The sequence below is a fragment of the Ruegeria sp. CDSB013 genome, assembly GCF_059611165.1.
This window is the reverse complement of record NZ_JBXWPA010000009.1, coordinates 74,433-88,921: the sequence shown is the minus strand read 5'-3', so window position 1 is coordinate 88,921 and position 14,489 is coordinate 74,433. Positions and strand designations below refer to the sequence as shown.

The 14,489-nt window shown below is 56.0% G+C and carries 16 protein-coding genes and 1 tRNA gene; 8 read left to right on the top strand and 9 right to left on the bottom strand.

All coding sequences use genetic code 11. The annotated features are described in order from the left end of the window. Nucleotides 1-43: 43 nt before the first annotated feature. The 5 genes from AC2FJF_RS15710 to AC2FJF_RS15690 form a co-directional block, all read right to left on the bottom strand. Nucleotides 44-442, bottom strand: a complete 399-nt coding sequence (locus tag AC2FJF_RS15710) for a VOC family protein (RefSeq protein WP_496726221.1) — start codon at nt 440-442, stop codon at nt 44-46. A 4-nt stretch (nt 443-446) separates the two neighbouring features. Continuing rightward, nucleotides 447-746 (bottom strand): ArsR/SmtB family transcription factor, encoded by a 300-nt coding sequence (locus AC2FJF_RS15705; RefSeq protein WP_496726220.1) that lies wholly within the window; start codon nt 744-746, stop codon nt 447-449. A 188-nt stretch (nt 747-934) separates the two neighbouring features. After that, nucleotides 935-1,957, bottom strand: coding sequence for an aspartate-semialdehyde dehydrogenase (locus AC2FJF_RS15700; RefSeq protein WP_496726219.1), 1,023 nt, complete (start codon nt 1,955-1,957; stop codon nt 935-937). A 111-nt stretch (nt 1,958-2,068) separates the two neighbouring features. Beyond that, a complete protein-coding gene (locus AC2FJF_RS15695) occupies nt 2,069-3,103 on the bottom strand; it encodes a glycosyltransferase family 4 protein (protein WP_496726218.1) in 1,035 nt (344 codons plus the stop codon). Nucleotides 3,104-3,126: 23 nt separating this feature from the next. After that, entirely contained in the window at nt 3,127-4,299 is a 1,173-nt protein-coding gene (locus AC2FJF_RS15690; RefSeq protein WP_496726217.1) for an MFS transporter, read from the bottom strand. Between the two features lie 139 nt (nt 4,300-4,438). On the opposite strand from AC2FJF_RS15690, the gene AC2FJF_RS15685 reads away from it, so the two are divergent. After that, nucleotides 4,439-5,581 carry a DUF3095 domain-containing protein gene (locus AC2FJF_RS15685; protein WP_496726216.1) on the top strand — a complete coding sequence of 381 codons (1,143 nt, stop codon included), beginning with the start codon at nt 4,439-4,441 and terminating at the stop codon, nt 5,579-5,581. A 4-nt stretch (nt 5,582-5,585) separates the two neighbouring features. Here the strand turns inward: AC2FJF_RS15685 and AC2FJF_RS15680 are convergent, their stop codons facing one another. Beyond that, the gene (locus AC2FJF_RS15680; protein WP_496726215.1) at nt 5,586-6,356 is read right to left on the bottom strand and encodes an HpcH/HpaI aldolase family protein; all 771 of its coding nucleotides are present in this window, start codon (nt 6,354-6,356) and stop codon (nt 5,586-5,588) included. A 15-nt stretch (nt 6,357-6,371) separates the two neighbouring features. Next, nucleotides 6,372-7,784: a pyridoxal phosphate-dependent decarboxylase family protein gene (locus AC2FJF_RS15675; protein WP_496726213.1), complete on the bottom strand. Its 1,413-nt coding sequence runs from the start codon at nt 7,782-7,784 to the stop codon at nt 6,372-6,374. Nucleotides 7,785-8,024: 240 nt separating this feature from the next. On the opposite strand from AC2FJF_RS15675, the gene hpaR reads away from it, so the two are divergent. Both hpaR and AC2FJF_RS15665 read left to right on the top strand, forming a co-directional pair. Continuing rightward, nucleotides 8,025-8,459 (top strand): homoprotocatechuate degradation operon regulator HpaR, encoded by a 435-nt coding sequence (gene hpaR / locus AC2FJF_RS15670; protein ID WP_496726212.1) that lies wholly within the window; start codon nt 8,025-8,027, stop codon nt 8,457-8,459. Nucleotides 8,460-8,947: 488 nt separating this feature from the next. Beyond that, nucleotides 8,948-9,637, top strand: a complete 690-nt coding sequence (locus AC2FJF_RS15665; RefSeq protein ID WP_496726211.1) for a fumarylacetoacetate hydrolase family protein — start codon at nt 8,948-8,950, stop codon at nt 9,635-9,637. Nucleotides 9,638-9,646: 9 nt separating this feature from the next. Here the strand turns inward: AC2FJF_RS15665 and AC2FJF_RS15660 are convergent, their stop codons facing one another. Continuing rightward, nucleotides 9,647-10,861 (bottom strand): winged helix-turn-helix domain-containing protein, encoded by a 1,215-nt coding sequence (locus AC2FJF_RS15660; RefSeq protein ID WP_496726210.1) that lies wholly within the window; start codon nt 10,859-10,861, stop codon nt 9,647-9,649. 4 nt (nt 10,862-10,865) lie between these two features. Further along, nucleotides 10,866-11,891 carry a LacI family DNA-binding transcriptional regulator gene (locus AC2FJF_RS15655; protein WP_108860587.1) on the bottom strand — a complete coding sequence of 342 codons (1,026 nt, stop codon included), beginning with the start codon at nt 11,889-11,891 and terminating at the stop codon, nt 10,866-10,868. Nucleotides 11,892-12,005: 114 nt separating this feature from the next. Between AC2FJF_RS15655 and AC2FJF_RS15650 the strand changes: the two genes are divergently transcribed. From AC2FJF_RS15650 to AC2FJF_RS15630, 5 genes are all read left to right on the top strand, one after another. Next, nucleotides 12,006-12,082: transfer RNA gene (locus AC2FJF_RS15650), tRNA-Arg, on the top strand. A 65-nt stretch (nt 12,083-12,147) separates the two neighbouring features. Beyond that, nucleotides 12,148-12,501, top strand: a complete 354-nt coding sequence (locus AC2FJF_RS15645; RefSeq protein ID WP_496726209.1) for a DUF6538 domain-containing protein — start codon at nt 12,148-12,150, stop codon at nt 12,499-12,501. Further along, the gene (locus tag AC2FJF_RS15640) at nt 12,479-12,976 is read left to right on the top strand and encodes a hypothetical protein (protein ID WP_496726208.1); all 498 of its coding nucleotides are present in this window, start codon (nt 12,479-12,481) and stop codon (nt 12,974-12,976) included. The genes AC2FJF_RS15645 and AC2FJF_RS15640 overlap by 23 nt, the downstream gene beginning before the upstream one ends. An 18-nt stretch (nt 12,977-12,994) precedes the next feature. Next, nucleotides 12,995-13,573, top strand: coding sequence for a tyrosine-type recombinase/integrase (locus AC2FJF_RS15635; RefSeq protein WP_496726207.1), 579 nt, complete (start codon nt 12,995-12,997; stop codon nt 13,571-13,573). Nucleotides 13,574-13,624: 51 nt separating this feature from the next. Beyond that, nucleotides 13,625-14,410 (top strand): hypothetical protein, encoded by a 786-nt coding sequence (locus AC2FJF_RS15630; RefSeq protein ID WP_496726206.1) that lies wholly within the window; start codon nt 13,625-13,627, stop codon nt 14,408-14,410. Nucleotides 14,411-14,489: the final 79 nt, after the last annotated feature.

Here is a 14,489-nt window from a genome sequence, read left to right as displayed (position 1 = left end):
GATGCCGTTCGGAAGGAGATCATGGTGACAAATTTGACGTTTATTATTGGGCAGCGTCCATCATCTGGATCAATTGAATGAGGTTCCCACAGGTATCGTCAAAAATCGCCATGCGAACCGGTCCGGCATCCATTGGCTCAACAGTGAACTCTACGCCAAGATCGCCCAGTCTTTTCCTTTCTTCATCCAGGTCTTCCACCTGAAACGAATGTGCAGGGATACCGTCAGACACAAGTGCTTCTTTATAAGGTTTCACAGCAGGGTGGTCGCTTGGTTCAAGCAACAACTCTGTTCCTTCGGGTTCTTCGCTTGACACCACTGTCAGCCAACGATTTTCACCCAACGGGATATTGTTCTTAACTGTGAAGCCGAGAGTATCAGTATAGAATTTTTCTGCCTTGTCTTGGTCGTCGACAAAAACGTTGGTCACATAGATTTTCATTTTTCTATCCCTTCTGTTTGTATTTCATGAGCCATGATGCCGCGGCGATATGATCTTCGTTGACGATTAGCGAATGGGCTTTCGTCCGCCCCCTCCATGTGGTCTCGATCAAACCAGCCTTCTCCAAAACGGTGAGATGCTGGGAAACCGTCTGGCGGGACAAAGCGATGCCGTCGTCTGCAACCGATGCCGCGCATACCTCGAACAATGACTGAGCCGTTTGTTTGCTCAGATGGTCGATGATGCGGCGGCGCGTGCTGTCGGAGAGAGCTTTGAAAATAAGATCGAGGTGATTATCTGTCATCGAAATCAATATGCAGTAATTTTACTGCATATCAAGCTTGATTGCAAAGTGGGCTGCAGATTTGGCCAAGTAAATGGCAAAGGACTGCAGAAAGTAGGCAAACAATTGTCGCACGACATCAGACAAAAAAAGCCCCGCCGGGAAAGGCGAGGCTTAAATTCTCTGTTCGCTAAATGCTGAAAAGGAACTTAGCCCTTTTTCAGAACCTCACGGCCCAGCAATTCGGCGATTTGTACTGCGTTCAGCGCTGCACCTTTGCGCAGGTTGTCCGAGACGCACCACAGGTTGATGCCGTTCTCAATGGTCGAGTCCTGACGAATGCGGCTGATGAATGTTGCGAAATCGCCCGCGCATTCGATCGGCGAGACGTAGCCACCGGGTTCGCGCTTGTCGATCACCATGATGCCTGGGGCCTCGCGCAGGATGTCGCGCGCTTCGTCTTCGTCCAGAAATTCCTCGAACTCGATGTTCACGGCCTCAGAGTGGCCGACGAAGACCGGAACGCGGACGCAGGTGGCTGTGACCTTGATCGACGGATCGACGATCTTTTTGGTTTCCACAACCATCTTCCACTCTTCCTTGGTCGAGCCGTCTTCCATGAACACGTCGATCTGCGGAATGACGTTGAAGGCGATCTGCTTCTGGAACTTGTTTGGCGGAACGTCCGTGGTGGGATTGTAGACCGCTTTGGTCTGATCCCACAGCTCGTCCATGCCTTCCTTACCGGCGCCAGACACCGACTGATAGGTCGACACGACGACGCGCTTGATGCGCGCGCGGTCATGCAGCGGCTTCAGCGCGACAACCATCTGCGCGGTCGAGCAGTTGGGGTTGGCGATGATGTTCTTGTTTTTGTAGTCGTGGATCGCCTGCGGGTTACATTCCGGCACGATCAGCGGAATGTCCGGGTCATAACGATAGAGCGACGAGTTATCGATCACCACGCAGCCAGCTTTGGCCGCTTTGGGGGCGTAGACCTTGGTCGCCTCGGACCCCACGGCAAACAGCGCCATGTCCCAGCCGGTGAAATCGAACGTGTCCAGATCCTTGGTAGTGAGTGTCGTGTCGCCAAAGCTTACTTCGGTGCCCAGCGAACGACGGCTTGCCAGAACAGCAAGTTCATCGACGGGGAACTGGCGTTCAGCCAGAATGTTCAGCATTTCGCGGCCCACGTTACCCGTGGCGCCGACGACTACGACGCGATAGCCCATTTCATGTCTCCAATGTTAAGGACGCGCGTTCATAGCCGCGTTGCAGCAAAGAAAAAAGAGTTTTCGGGGTTTATTTCGCGCAATGACACCGATTTGACGTGGCGCATCGCCTCAGGTGTCGGTCAAAAGGCGTTCATAGAGCGCGACAAGCGTCTTTGCCTCACCATTGATGTCGAAATTCTGCTCGACATGGGTGCGGGCTGTGATACTGGAACGGGCAAGGGATTCGAGGTCGGACAGCATTTCGGCGGCGGCTTCGGCAAGCGCGGGTATATCACCGGGTTGGACCACGCGGCCCAGCGACGGGTCAGTGACGATCTCGGAGAACGCGCCTACATCCGTGGCAACAACCGGCACGCCGCAAGCCATTGCTTCCAGCGGCGTCAGGCCGAACCCTTCCCACCTTTGCGGAGCAATGAACAGGTCCAGCACCTGATACCATTCGGCGATCTGATCGACGGTCACCTCGGGCATGAACAGAATGCGGTCGGACAGGCCCGCCTTGGCGACCTTGTCTTTCAATTCGGTCAGGAAGCTCGTGTGCTTTTCCGTGGCGCGGCCCATGACGATGCCATGGACGTCGTCGAAGCGGCCGCACAGGTCGATCATTGCGTCGACAAAGGCATCGGTGCCCTTCTGGTGACGAATGCGGCCATAGCAGCCCAGCAATAGACCATCTGGCAACCCCAGTCGCGCCCGAACTGCAGCTTTGTCTTCGGGCGGTGTGAAATCCTGCAAGTTGATGCCATGCATGATGACTTGCGCATCTCTCTCCAGATACCCGGCGGTTTTGCGCGAAGTCGCGACGACCGCGTCCATTTTGTCGATCAGCCATTTGGTGTAACCCGAATGCGCACGTTGCGAGGCGCTGGTGAACAGCAGCTTCAACCGCAGCCGCAGAACGTTTCGCAGGATCAGGCCCAGCAGCATCTCGGTATTGCGACGCGCGTGCCAGACGCGCAGTGTTTTGCGCGACAAAAAGGGCAGGCGGCCCAGCGGGATATGTGGGATGTCATCCGGCAGACCCGGCCCGGTGGCCGCGATGTCGATCCATTGCACTTGCAGCGGCACCAACCGGGCAATCGTCGCGGTCACACCCGAAAGTCTGCGTTTGAGGTTGGGGGCAATGACGCGCGGGTCGGACATGGACACTCCTGGCAGTTCCAGCGTTAGTCGACGCTGTCGCGGCTGAACAAATAGATCACGCAGCCGATGGCCAGCGTGAGCGCAAAAAAGCCGAATATCGCTGTGTAGGGCGCGGTCGGGCTGATGTCCACCGTGGCAGCGTGGATGCGGCCGGTAACAAATTGCGCCAGTCCTACACCGCCAATGCCGAAGAGGTTCAGGAGGGTCATGCCGCGCCCAACCAGATGCGGCGGCACAAATGCCCGGCCATGAGCCATGATGACCGGGAAGCTGGCCCCCAGAAACCCGATCGCTGCCATCAGGACAACCGCCAGCCAAACTGCGTTGTCGACCCAAAGGCACATCAGAACCAGCCCCACTGTGCCCAGCGCGTTGCCGCCAAAGATCACCCATTTTCGCGTTCCCAGCATTCGATCGAGCGGCCCATACGCAAAGGTACCTGCAATCATCGCCGCCCCCATGATCAAGGTCGCTGTCCCGATCTGGGTGGTGCTAAGGCCGAAGATATCGCTGAGGTATGGCCCGGCCCAAAGGCCGCGCGTTGCCGCCGACGGGGCATAGGCCACCAGCATCAGCGGCAAGATCGCCCACAGGGCGGGTTCTTTCAGCAGGTCTAGCACCGATCCCCTGTGTTCGGTCTCGACACGTTTGGGATCATGTACGCTGAACCAGATGCCCAACGCGATCGCGGCGGAAAAAACGGCCAGCATTCCCATCGTGGCGCGCCATCCCATCAACTCGACCGCCAGCGCAGTAGGGTACGAGGCAACCAGATTGCCGACCGATCCGACACCCAGCATGACAGCCGCCAAAGTGGCGAAGCGGGCAGGTGGGAATTCGCGGGCGAAGATATAGTAAGACGCCATCAAAACCGGTGAGCAGCCGACCCCGATCAACCCCATGGCGATGGCGATGTGAAAAGGGGAGCTGGATAGGGCAAACAATGCCGCTCCGCCGGCACCACCGACCAGCAGCAAGACCGCCGCCGTCAGGCGCGGTCCAACTCGGTCCAGTGCCCAGCCTACGGGCAACTGCATGGCGGCAAAGATCAGAAACCAAAGACCTGACGCAAAGGCCAGATCCTCGGGCGTGGCCCCGATATCGCGCCCCAGATCAACACTGAGAACCGCGAGAAAGGCGCGAAAGAACTGGCTGAGCACATAGCCCAGGCACAACACCACCAGACCTGCCTTCATGAAAACCCTCTCCCCCAAACCGGCGAAGAAATGCTTGGCACGTCACGGTGCCACACACAAGCGCGTGTGCTATACTGATTTTGCCGGACAGTGATCACATTCGGGCTATCCTTGTCCTTACCGAATATCCGAGGTGCCAATGAAAGACGCCCAGGCCGCGTTCTATGACAGTCTTCCCCTGTTGCGGGACTTTACCCGTTTGGTGGACCCGGCGCGTTTCTCTGCCGTTCCGGGCGATTGGGCGTTGGGCGTGGCAGATATCGTCGACTCCACCGGTGAGATTGCAAAAGGGCGCTACAAGACGGTGAATATGGTCGGCGCGGCGGTGATCTCGGCCATGATCAACGCGCTTCACGGCAAGGAGTTCCCTTATGTTTTTGGCGGCGACGGTGCCGGATTCGCCGTGCCCGCAAGTGAGATCGACACCGCCAAAACGGTATTGGCGGACCTCAGGCGCTGGGCGGAAGAAGAATTCTCGATCTCGCTACGCGCGGCGTTGGTTCCGGTTGCCGAAATTCGTAAGGCAGGAAAGGACCTGCGGGTCGCGCGTTATGCGCCGTCTGATGGGGTGGATTACGCCATGTTTTCGGGTGGCGGGTTGGCCTGGGCCGAAGCACAGATGAAGGCTGGTACCTTTACTGTGCCGCCTGCCGACCCTGGGGCACAGCCCGACCTGACCGGGTTGTCCTGCCGTTGGTCCAACAGCAGGGCTCGCAATGGTCAGATCGTCTCGGTCGTGGTTCAGCCCACAGCAAATGCGACCGAGAGTGACTTTGCGGATCTGGCCCGTTCGGTCCTGTCGGCGTCAGAAGAATTGGAGCGTTCGGGGCATCCGGTGCCAGAAAATGGTCCACCGATCAGTTGGCCGCCGCCGGATGTGGGTCTGGACGCCCGCGTATCGCGGGCAGGGCGCAATTTGTTGATGCAGCGGGTGAAATTGCTGGGCCAGAATCTTTTGATTGCCTTGTTGTTCGCATCGGGAAAACGGTTGGGCAAGTTTGAACCTGAACATTACAAACGCATGGTCAGCCGCAACGCCGATTACCGAAAATTCGATGATGGGCTGAAAATGACGCTGGATTGTGACGCTGCCACGTTGACGCAAATCCGGATGATGCTCGAACAGGCGCGCGGACAGGGCAAGATCCGTTATGGGCTGCATGCGCAGGACGAGGCGATGATGACATGTATCGTCCCCTCGGCGACGCGCGACGATCATGTTCACTTTGTGGATGGGGCTTCGGGCGGCTATGCGCAGGCCGCCGCCACCATGTACGCCTGACGCGCTATTTCGCCTTCCATTTCGCCGCCAACGCGCGGGATGCCTGCGCCAGCAACATCACATCAATGCCGACCGCAAGAAACTGTGCGCCCATTTCATAATAGGCTTGGCTGGCCTCGTCATTGGTGCCCAGTATGCCGGGGGCTTTGCCCGCGGCTCTGATCTTTGTGATGGCGTCCGCAATGACAGCGCGCACTTCCGGCGCTGCGCTGTTTCCTTGATATCCCATGTCGGTGGACAGATCCGCTGGGCCGATAAACACCCCGTCGACGCCTTCGACCTTTAGGATATCATCCAGTGCGGCCATCCCGGCGCGGTTTTCCACTTGCACCAGAAGGCAGATTTGATCGTCCGCAGATTGAATGTACTCCGGGATCGAGCCGTACATTGTCGCCCGAGCCGCACCGGCCCCTACGCCGCGCACACCTGTTGGGGGATAACGGCAGTCCCGAACCAACTGTCGCGCCTGATCGGCAGTTTCGACCATCGGTACCAGAACAGTTTGCGCCCCGGCATCCAGCACCATCTTGATCAAAGCGGTTTCGCCAACCGGAACCCGCACCACCGGGTGCGAGGCGCAGGCCGCCAACGCCATCAGCTGATCACGTATTGATCGGATATCGTTCGGCGCATGTTCTCCGTCAATGACCAGCCAGTCAAACCCGGCGGTGCCCATGATTTCTGCAGTGACGGATTCGGCAAAGCTCATCCAGCAGCCGATCTGCAGTTCACCCTGTATTAGAGCCTGTTTGAAACTGTTTTTCTGGACTGGCATGGCCGGACCTCCTGTCTATGTCAGTGAGCGGGCGATTTCGGTTATGACGTCATAGGCCATTCGGACATCGTCTTCGGTGGTTTCGAACTGACCGGCCTGGAACCGGATCACCAGATCGCCATCCACGCGGGTTTGCGTCAAATAGATGCGGCCGTCGTCATTGATGGCGTTTACCAAACGCAGGTTCAAGTCGTCCAGATCCGCATGACCTTCCGGCGCATAGCGGAACGTCCACAAAGACCACATAGGCTGAGTTACGATTTCGAAATCCGCCTCTGCCGCCAACCGGTCATGCAGCGCCACGGACCAGTTCACGTGGTTGCGCAGCCGTTGGCGCAACCCTTCCAGCCCATATGCCCGGATCACGAACCATAGCTTGAGCGCCCGGAACCGGCGACCCAGAGGCACCGACCATTCCGAATAGTTGATGATGCCATCCTTGCCGTGGGTCTTGAGGAATTCGGGGCTGATCGCCAGCGTCTGCACCAGATCATCGGGGTCTTTCAGAAAATGCGCGCAGCAATCAAATTGCACACCCAGCCACTTATGCGGGTTGAACACGATGCTGTCGGCCTGATCCACGCCGGGCCAGTAGTGGCGGTATTCCGGGCAAATCATGGCCGATCCGGCCCAGGCCGCATCCACGTGGGAATAAAGACCGTATTTCTGGGCGATCTTCAGACATTCATCCACAGGATCGGTTGCACCCGTTCCTGTTCCGCCAACGCAAAGGATAACGCCCGCCGGATGTAAACCAGAGTCTAAATCGGCCTGGATCGCTGCCTCCAGTGCTGCGGGATCCATCCCGCGCCAATCTCCCTTGATCGGAATCCGCACCAGATTGTCTTGCCCGATCCCCGCAACCCAAATGGCACGATCGACCGACGTGTGCACTTCGGCCGAGCAATAGACGCGCAGAGGTTTTTGCCCAAACAGACCCTGTTGATTTCCCTGCCATTTCAACGCCTTCTCGCGCATCGTTAGCACAGCAGCCAATGTCGCTGACGAGGCGGAGTCTTGAATAACGCCAGCGAAACCCTCGGGCAGATCCAGCGCGTGGCGCAACCAGTCCATCATCCGCGTTTCCATCTCGGTCGCGGCTGGTGAGGTCTGCCACAACATACATTGCGGTGCGATGGCGCTGGCCAGAAATTCGGCCAGGACCGATGGGGCTGAGGCGTTCGAGTTGAAATAGGCAAAGAACCTTGGGTGTTGCCAGTGAGTGATCCCTGGCATCACGATCTGTTCGAAATCCTGAAACACGTCCTCCAGTGGCTGTGCGTGCTCGGGTGGCCGCGCGGGCAGGGCGTTGAGGATATCCCCCGGCTCAGTCCGAGCGCGGACGGGCTTGTCACCTACAGTCAGGTGGTAATCCTGCGTCCACTCGGCAATTCGTTTGCCCCAATCCGAAAACTCATCCCACTTCATCTTAACCCTCAGATTTCTGCCAACCCCGGGATCGGACCGGGACTTAGTTTCTTTGCGCGTCCAGTGATCGTCATTCTGAAGAAAACGTCAATATTAATTGCTTTGTTTACTAATTTTGAGATGCGCCTAGATGCTGCGCTGTGCCTAAAAAGGTCGAATACTAAACAGTTAAATCTTTGATATCATATATAAAATGCTTTGCCAGTTGCAGTTTGATTCGATTTGGGCAAAAATTCCACTATGACCAGAGACCTGCCTAATACGTCCCGCTCATTGCCGATTGCACTGCTGCGGGCGCGCGAAAGGGTCATGGGGCCCATTCGAAATATGCTGGCTGATGCGGGTGTTACGGAACAGCAATGGCGCGTTCTACGTGTTCTGAAAGAAGAAGGCACCCAAGAGCCAACGCATATCGCGGATCGATCGTGCCTTTTGCTGCCCAGTCTGACGCGCATTCTGCAAAAACTGGAAGCCAAGGATTTGATCCGGCGCCGGGTCCATCCCGAGGATAAGCGTCGTCAGATCATCGATATCACGGCCAAAGGCCAAAAGATCATCCAGGACAACATGCAGGTGACACTACGCCTGGCTGAAGAGATCAAGACCCAGCTAGGCCCGGATCGGCACGAAGCGCTGCTGGACCTGCTGAATGATCTGCATGATCTGAAGACCTGATCGCACGTCGCGCATGCAAAGGCTTTTGTCCCCGCCAGAGAAGTATGGGTATCCTCCGGCGGGGTGGCCAGACTTTGACTGGACTGCGTGTCTGGCCTGTGGCCGGATGGCTTTATCCGGCTCACACCTCAGAGAAACAGCCACCTGAAAATAGGCGGACATCCGGACACAAAGACCGTGTGGGGGTACAGGTTTTTGGCCGTCGCTCTCTGATTCAGTTGCACCCGCCTGCAGGCAAATCGCCTGATCAGCGACGGGTGGATTTCGGTTCTCGCCAGGGAATGAGTGTCTAAACGATGTTGGCGCGATCCATGATACAACCAAAGGTAGCGCGTGCCCAAAGCTTTCCAAGGCGAAACTTTGAATTGTGAACAGCCGACGACAGGTCCAGATCGCATGAAGGTGAGGTCCAGCGCGATCCTGCATGGCTTGTTCAACTGGCCCTGCCAACTTAGAAACAAGCTGCCAGTTGCAGTTAGGGGGCTTTGATGCCGGACAACCTGTTTTCCTTACCCGACCCGATTTCGATCCCGGTTGAGGGTGAATTGTCGACGTATCCAGTGGGACGCATTTTCTGTGTCGGCCGCAATTATGCGGCCCATGCGGCCGAAATGGGAAATGAGGTCGATCGTGAGGCGCCTTTCTACTTTACGAAATCTGCCCCGAACGCGGTTCTGTCAGGTGCAACCGTGCCTTATCCGCCGGGAACAGAGAATTTTCACCATGAGATGGAGCTGGCGGTTGCGATCGGCAAACCCGTTTTCCGTGCAACGCGTGCCGAGGCGTTGGATGCGGTTTATGGCTACGGTTGTGCGCTGGACATGACGCGCCGTGACCTGCAAATCCGCGAACGGAATAAACAGCGCCCGTGGGATCTGGGCAAGGATCTGGAAAACGGCACCGTGCTGGCCCCGTTGACCCGCGCGGCAGATTGGTCGCCGGACGACAATAAACGCATTTATCTTAACGTGAACGGGGAAACGCGGCAGGACGCGACGCTGGAAGAGCTGATCTGGAAGATAGATGAGGTCATTTGCCATTTGTCTGGATACTATCACCTGCGGCCCGGTGATCTGATCCTGACTGGCACACCGGCTGGGGTTGGCCCGGTGTTGGCGGGCGATGTCCTGGAAGGCGGGATTGACGGATTACAGCCTATCAGCCTGAGTTTGATCTGAAAAAAGACCCTATTTAGGGTCTTTCAACCAATCGCAGGCAAATTCTACGTTGTCCAGCCCGGTAAATCGTCGGACTCGGTCGAGCTCTGACTGCAACCTTTTGGTTCTGGCATCGGACCAGCGCACGGATCGTTCCGGCCATAAGGCGCTGACTTGTAACACCCCGCGATCCCGGTTGGCTTTCATGTCAATCCGCCCGATCAATCGGTCGCCCTCAAGCAGCGGGAACACATAGTAACCGTAGGTGCGCTTTGCAGCGGGTACAAAAACCTCGATGCGATAGTGGAAGCCGAACAACCGTTCGGCCCGGTTGCGGTCGCGCAGCATGGGATCAAATGGGCTAAGGATCCGAATGCGGCCTGGGGGACGGGGTGCAGCCCCTGCATCCTTGGAAATGGTTGGTCGAGCGATCACTTTGCGCAGCTTGCCGTCCGCGCAGATCACCTCGATTTCTTCCAATTTTCCCTGGATTAGACCCTGTTCATACCAAGATTTTGCCTCGCTTGTCGTGACAGTGTCCCAAAACGCAGCCAATTCGCCCGAGGTTGCAAACCCTAACCGATCAAGCGCCGCGTTGCACAGCCAATCCACTGTCTCCTCGGCATCACAGGGCATATTGCCCGGGCAAAGATTCGTTTCGATCACACGCTCTGTCAGATCATAGCGCTTTTGAAATCCTTGCCGCCCTATGACCGTCAGTGCGCCCGAGCGCCAAAGAAACTCCAGCGCCGTTTTTGACGGATGCCAGTCCCACCAGCCGCCGGACCCCTTTTTCTCGTCCTTGCCAACATCGGACGAGGATACTGGCCCGTGATCCCGTATATGTTGCAGAACGGTTGCAAATCGCTGCTCGAACCCGTCGCGGCGCCAGTTTTTCCATCGGGACTTCAGCAGATCTGCATCGCGCTGAAACCGCAAATGCCAGTGCGGATAAAACGCCATCGGAATGACAGCGGCGTCATGGGTCCAGTGTTCAAACAGTGCCCTGTCGCTTTCGTACAAGCGTTTGAGATTGCCTGCGCGATAGGATGGGCGCCGCGAAAACAGGATCATGTCATGGGCGCGCGCAACCGTGTTGATGCTGTCCAATTGCACAAAGCCAAGACGATGGATCAGGTCCAGCAATTCCGCGCCTTTTGCGCCGCCCGATGGCGGCTCGGCCAATGCATGACGATCCATGAACAGCGCGCGAGCTGTTCGGTTGCCCAGCCGTTGCAGCGCCACGTGTTCAGCGCCGCTTTAGGGTGTCGCCAAAGCTGATCTTGGGGGTCAGGGTTACACGTGTGTCGACCTCGGCATTGGGATCAGCCAATTGCGCCGCGATGATCTCTGCGGCTGTGCGTCCGATCTCCAACCTGCAGGCGTCCATTGTGGCCAGCTTGCGCGGCAGGCCTTGCAAAAGTTCAACGTTATTGAACCCGGCCAGGCCGATCTGCCCCGGCACATCAATACCCTGATCCAGCAGATACAGCAGCCCACCCGCACCGATCATGTCATTGGAGTAATAGAGGAAATCCAGATCGGGCGACCGTTCCAGCATGGTCTGAGTCATCTCACGCCCTTTGGCCAGAGCTGATCCGCCAGAGTAGAATTCGCGATCCTCGATCTCGACCCCGTGTTTGCCCAGAACTTCGGTGAAGCCTTCGAACCGTTTGCGCGCCCTGTGATCCAGCGGCATTTTGGTGCCCATGAACCCGATATGCTCATAGCCCGCCTTCAGGATCGCCTGCGCCATTTCGCGCCCGGCACGACGATGAGAGATCCCGACCATCGCGTCCACAGGTTTGCCGTCTGTATCCATGATCTCGACCACCGGAATCCCCGCGGAATCCAGCATGGCGCGCGCGGCCTCGGTGTGTTCCAGGCCTGCAATGATGACTCCGGACGGCCGCCACGAGAGCATCTCGTACAGTACTTTTTCCTCTTTTTCCGGCATATAGTCGGTGACGCCCACAACCGGTTGCAGCTCGGTGTCTTCCAGCACCTGGTTAATGCCGGTCAGAACCTCGGGGAAGACCATGTTCGACAGCGAGGGGATGATCACCGCCACCAGATTAACCCGGCTGGATGCCAATGCGCCCGCGATTTTGTTTGGCACATACCCCAGCTCTTTCGCGGCGGCCAAGACGCGGGTGCGCGTGGCGTCCGAAACATCGCCCCTGTTCCGTAGAACCCGACTGACCGTCATTTCCGATACTCCGGACGCTTCCGAAACATCACGAAGGGTAAGCGGGCGTTTGGTTTCTGTTGTCACTGGGGCACCTGCGATGTTGTTTTGCCCGATGGTAGCGTGAACAGAGTAAGATTTACAACCATCGCGCAAAGGCCATGACAAGGCCGAAAAACCCGGCTACAGAGAGCCTTGCGCGGCCCCGTGGCTCAACTGGATAGAGCAGCCCCCTCCTAAGGGGCAGGTTGCAGGTTCGAATCCTGCCGGGGTCGCCAGACTATTCTAAAAAAGTATGTGCTTTCCATACCTTAGAAGCTTCCTGTACCCCGATAGGTGACACATGTCGAAGAACTGGTTCAGATACGGTCCAATAAGAATGACTATCAAACATGTTGAATGGCGTGGAGGTAGAGCGAACTACCGGCGCAGAATACCAAGGGACTTACAGGTTCATTACAATGGGAAGGAATTTTATTTCGAGTCCCTTGGAACTAAGGAACCAGCAGAGGCCGCAAGGAAGGCGCAACAGATTACAAAAAGGTTAGACCGTGAATGGGGCTTCTTGAAGTCAGACGAGGGTGGGGAACTTGCGCTTCGAGAAGAAGCGATGGCAATCCTTCGAAAGCATGATTTGAAACCGGGACAAGCTGCCGAGTATGCCAAGTATGACCTTGAGCCAGACCGTTTTTATTGATGAGCTTGTTCAAGAGTCTCGCGACCAAGATGGATACGCACCGGGTATCGTAGCGGAACGGCTTCCGCCCGCTCTAAGGATGGCAGCAGAACTGTATCATGCTGACTCAGAGGAACTGCACGATTTATCAGCTCCTTACTTTTCTGAGGTCAAGGACAAGCATCTGTATTTCTACCCTAAACGCGCGGAAGACAGTCAGTTTGATAGGTCTGTAGCGTTGTTCATTGAAATAAACGGTGAACTCCCCATCAACCGATACGACAGGGATCACGGTAATGCTTTCGTGGAGGAATTGCTGAAGACGGTCAAACCCGCCACAGTGAAGCGATACCTGAACCAGATTAGGCCAATATTCAATACGGCGATCAGAGAGCTCAAAGTTCGTATGGAGAATCCACTCTCAGATCTGGTTATCCCTGAAATAGACTCTGATAGGGAGCCAACTAGGTTACCCTTTTCGCTGGAAGAAGTGTAGGCAATTCAGCAACGTTGCATGGAAGTGGATGACGAGCGACGATGGGTTATCGCTGCACTCAGCGACACAGCTGCTAGGCTGGCGGAGATCGCTGGGTTATTGCGCGACGATGTTTTCCTTGAAGCCGAAACTCCGCATATAAAACTCACTCCCAACAGTGTTAGGGGGTTAAAGACAAAGGCATCGAAAAGAGCGGTTCCGCTAAGTGGCGTGTCGTTATGGGCAATCAGGCGGGCCGTGGCCGCTGCAGACGGCAAATTTGTCTTTCCCAAAGTTGTCAAAAACGGAGACTTCAATAGCAACTCTGTGTCCGCGACTTTGAACAAATGGCTCAAAGACCAGAACCTCAGAGGTGAAAAACAAACTCTGCACAGTCTTCGGCACTCTATGCGAGATCGCCTAAGAAACACCAACTGTCCACCTGACGTTGTTGACCGAATAGGCGGCTGGAAACGTGATGGAGTGGGCGAAGGGTACGGTCTTGGACATGAGTTGTCTGGTCTGCATGACCATCTGTCGAAGATGCTTCAAAGGGAAGCAGAAAGACGGCAATCCACAACGTCTACCAATACAACACCTGACAAGATGCACGACTAAATGCATGTACCAATGACCCGCGCCGCAAAAACGTAGAGCGGAATGAAAAAAATGACCGAGACCAAACCAGAACTTAACTTCAATGTTCTCAATTCTGCCCACATGGTATCCTTAAGGTTGATCCCGAATTTTGAGGCAGTGTCCGAGGCTGTAGATGATCTTTTGGAGCAAACAGTTAATTTTGGGAAAGCCCAAGAGCCCAAGAGTAGAAGGCCCACAGCTGCGGCTAGGGAGTCTCTAAGGTCTACGGTAGCAGCTTTGGTTGGTGACCTTTTGGAAGCGTCATTGAACCAAGATGCTGAGGGCTGGTGTTGGCGTCTGAGCGATAGACGGGGCTTCGGGAACACAAGGGCCACGAGTCGGCACTACGAAACATTGTACAGTTATTGGCCGCGAATGGGTTTGATGGATGTGGCTAAAGGCTACAGTGTTCTGGAGGACTTTGATGGTCAGCCATACCGTTCAAAGAAAGCAACCAAAGCTAGGGCATCACGCCTTAGAGCTACACCGCTTCTTCTGAAAGAACTTGCCGAAAGTGGGATCACTCCAGAAAGCATGGCACTGCATTTCAGAAGGGATTGGAAAACTGAAGAGCCAATTCATCTTAGGGCGTCGAAGCTGATGAGGCAGTCAAGGGGAGACCGCATTAAGTACACTGAGACTCCGTACACAGATCAGCTGGAACAGAAGGTCAGGGAAATAAATCGATTCTTGGCTGAATGGGAATACAGCCATTGTGCGCCTCCTGTGCTGTACCGTGTTTTTAATGACGGGAAGAAAGACGGCTATGAATGGGACCGAGGGGGAGGTTTCAGACGGGCAAAGGGGGCTACCTAGGGCTTCCAAAGAAGGTCAGAAATGCCATTCAGATTAACGGCGAAGATACCGTTCAGATTGACATCTCTGCATGTCAGTT

Coding starts and splice junctions, on each gene's coding strand:
- AC2FJF_RS15690 (WP_496726217.1), bottom strand. CDS start 4,299: ATGAAGGCAGGTCTGGTGGTGTTGTGCCTGGGCTATGTGCTCAGCCAG.
- AC2FJF_RS15665 (WP_496726211.1), top strand. CDS start 8,948: ATGCCGGACAACCTGTTTTCCTTACCCGACCCGATTTCGATCCCGGTT.
- AC2FJF_RS15685 (WP_496726216.1), top strand. CDS start 4,439: ATGAAAGACGCCCAGGCCGCGTTCTATGACAGTCTTCCCCTGTTGCGG.
- hpaR (WP_496726212.1), top strand. CDS start 8,025: ATGACCAGAGACCTGCCTAATACGTCCCGCTCATTGCCGATTGCACTG.
- AC2FJF_RS15710 (WP_496726221.1), bottom strand. CDS start 442: ATGAAAATCTATGTGACCAACGTTTTTGTCGACGACCAAGACAAGGCA.
- AC2FJF_RS15700 (WP_496726219.1), bottom strand. CDS start 1,957: ATGGGCTATCGCGTCGTAGTCGTCGGCGCCACGGGTAACGTGGGCCGC.
- AC2FJF_RS15630 (WP_496726206.1), top strand. CDS start 13,625: ATGACCGAGACCAAACCAGAACTTAACTTCAATGTTCTCAATTCTGCC.
- AC2FJF_RS15680 (WP_496726215.1), bottom strand. CDS start 6,356: ATGCCAGTCCAGAAAAACAGTTTCAAACAGGCTCTAATACAGGGTGAA.
- AC2FJF_RS15675 (WP_496726213.1), bottom strand. CDS start 7,784: ATGAAGTGGGATGAGTTTTCGGATTGGGGCAAACGAATTGCCGAGTGG.
- AC2FJF_RS15645 (WP_496726209.1), top strand. CDS start 12,148: ATGTCGAAGAACTGGTTCAGATACGGTCCAATAAGAATGACTATCAAA.
- AC2FJF_RS15705 (WP_496726220.1), bottom strand. CDS start 746: ATGACAGATAATCACCTCGATCTTATTTTCAAAGCTCTCTCCGACAGC.
- AC2FJF_RS15695 (WP_496726218.1), bottom strand. CDS start 3,103: ATGTCCGACCCGCGCGTCATTGCCCCCAACCTCAAACGCAGACTTTCG.
- AC2FJF_RS15635 (WP_496726207.1), top strand. CDS start 12,995: ATGGAAGTGGATGACGAGCGACGATGGGTTATCGCTGCACTCAGCGAC.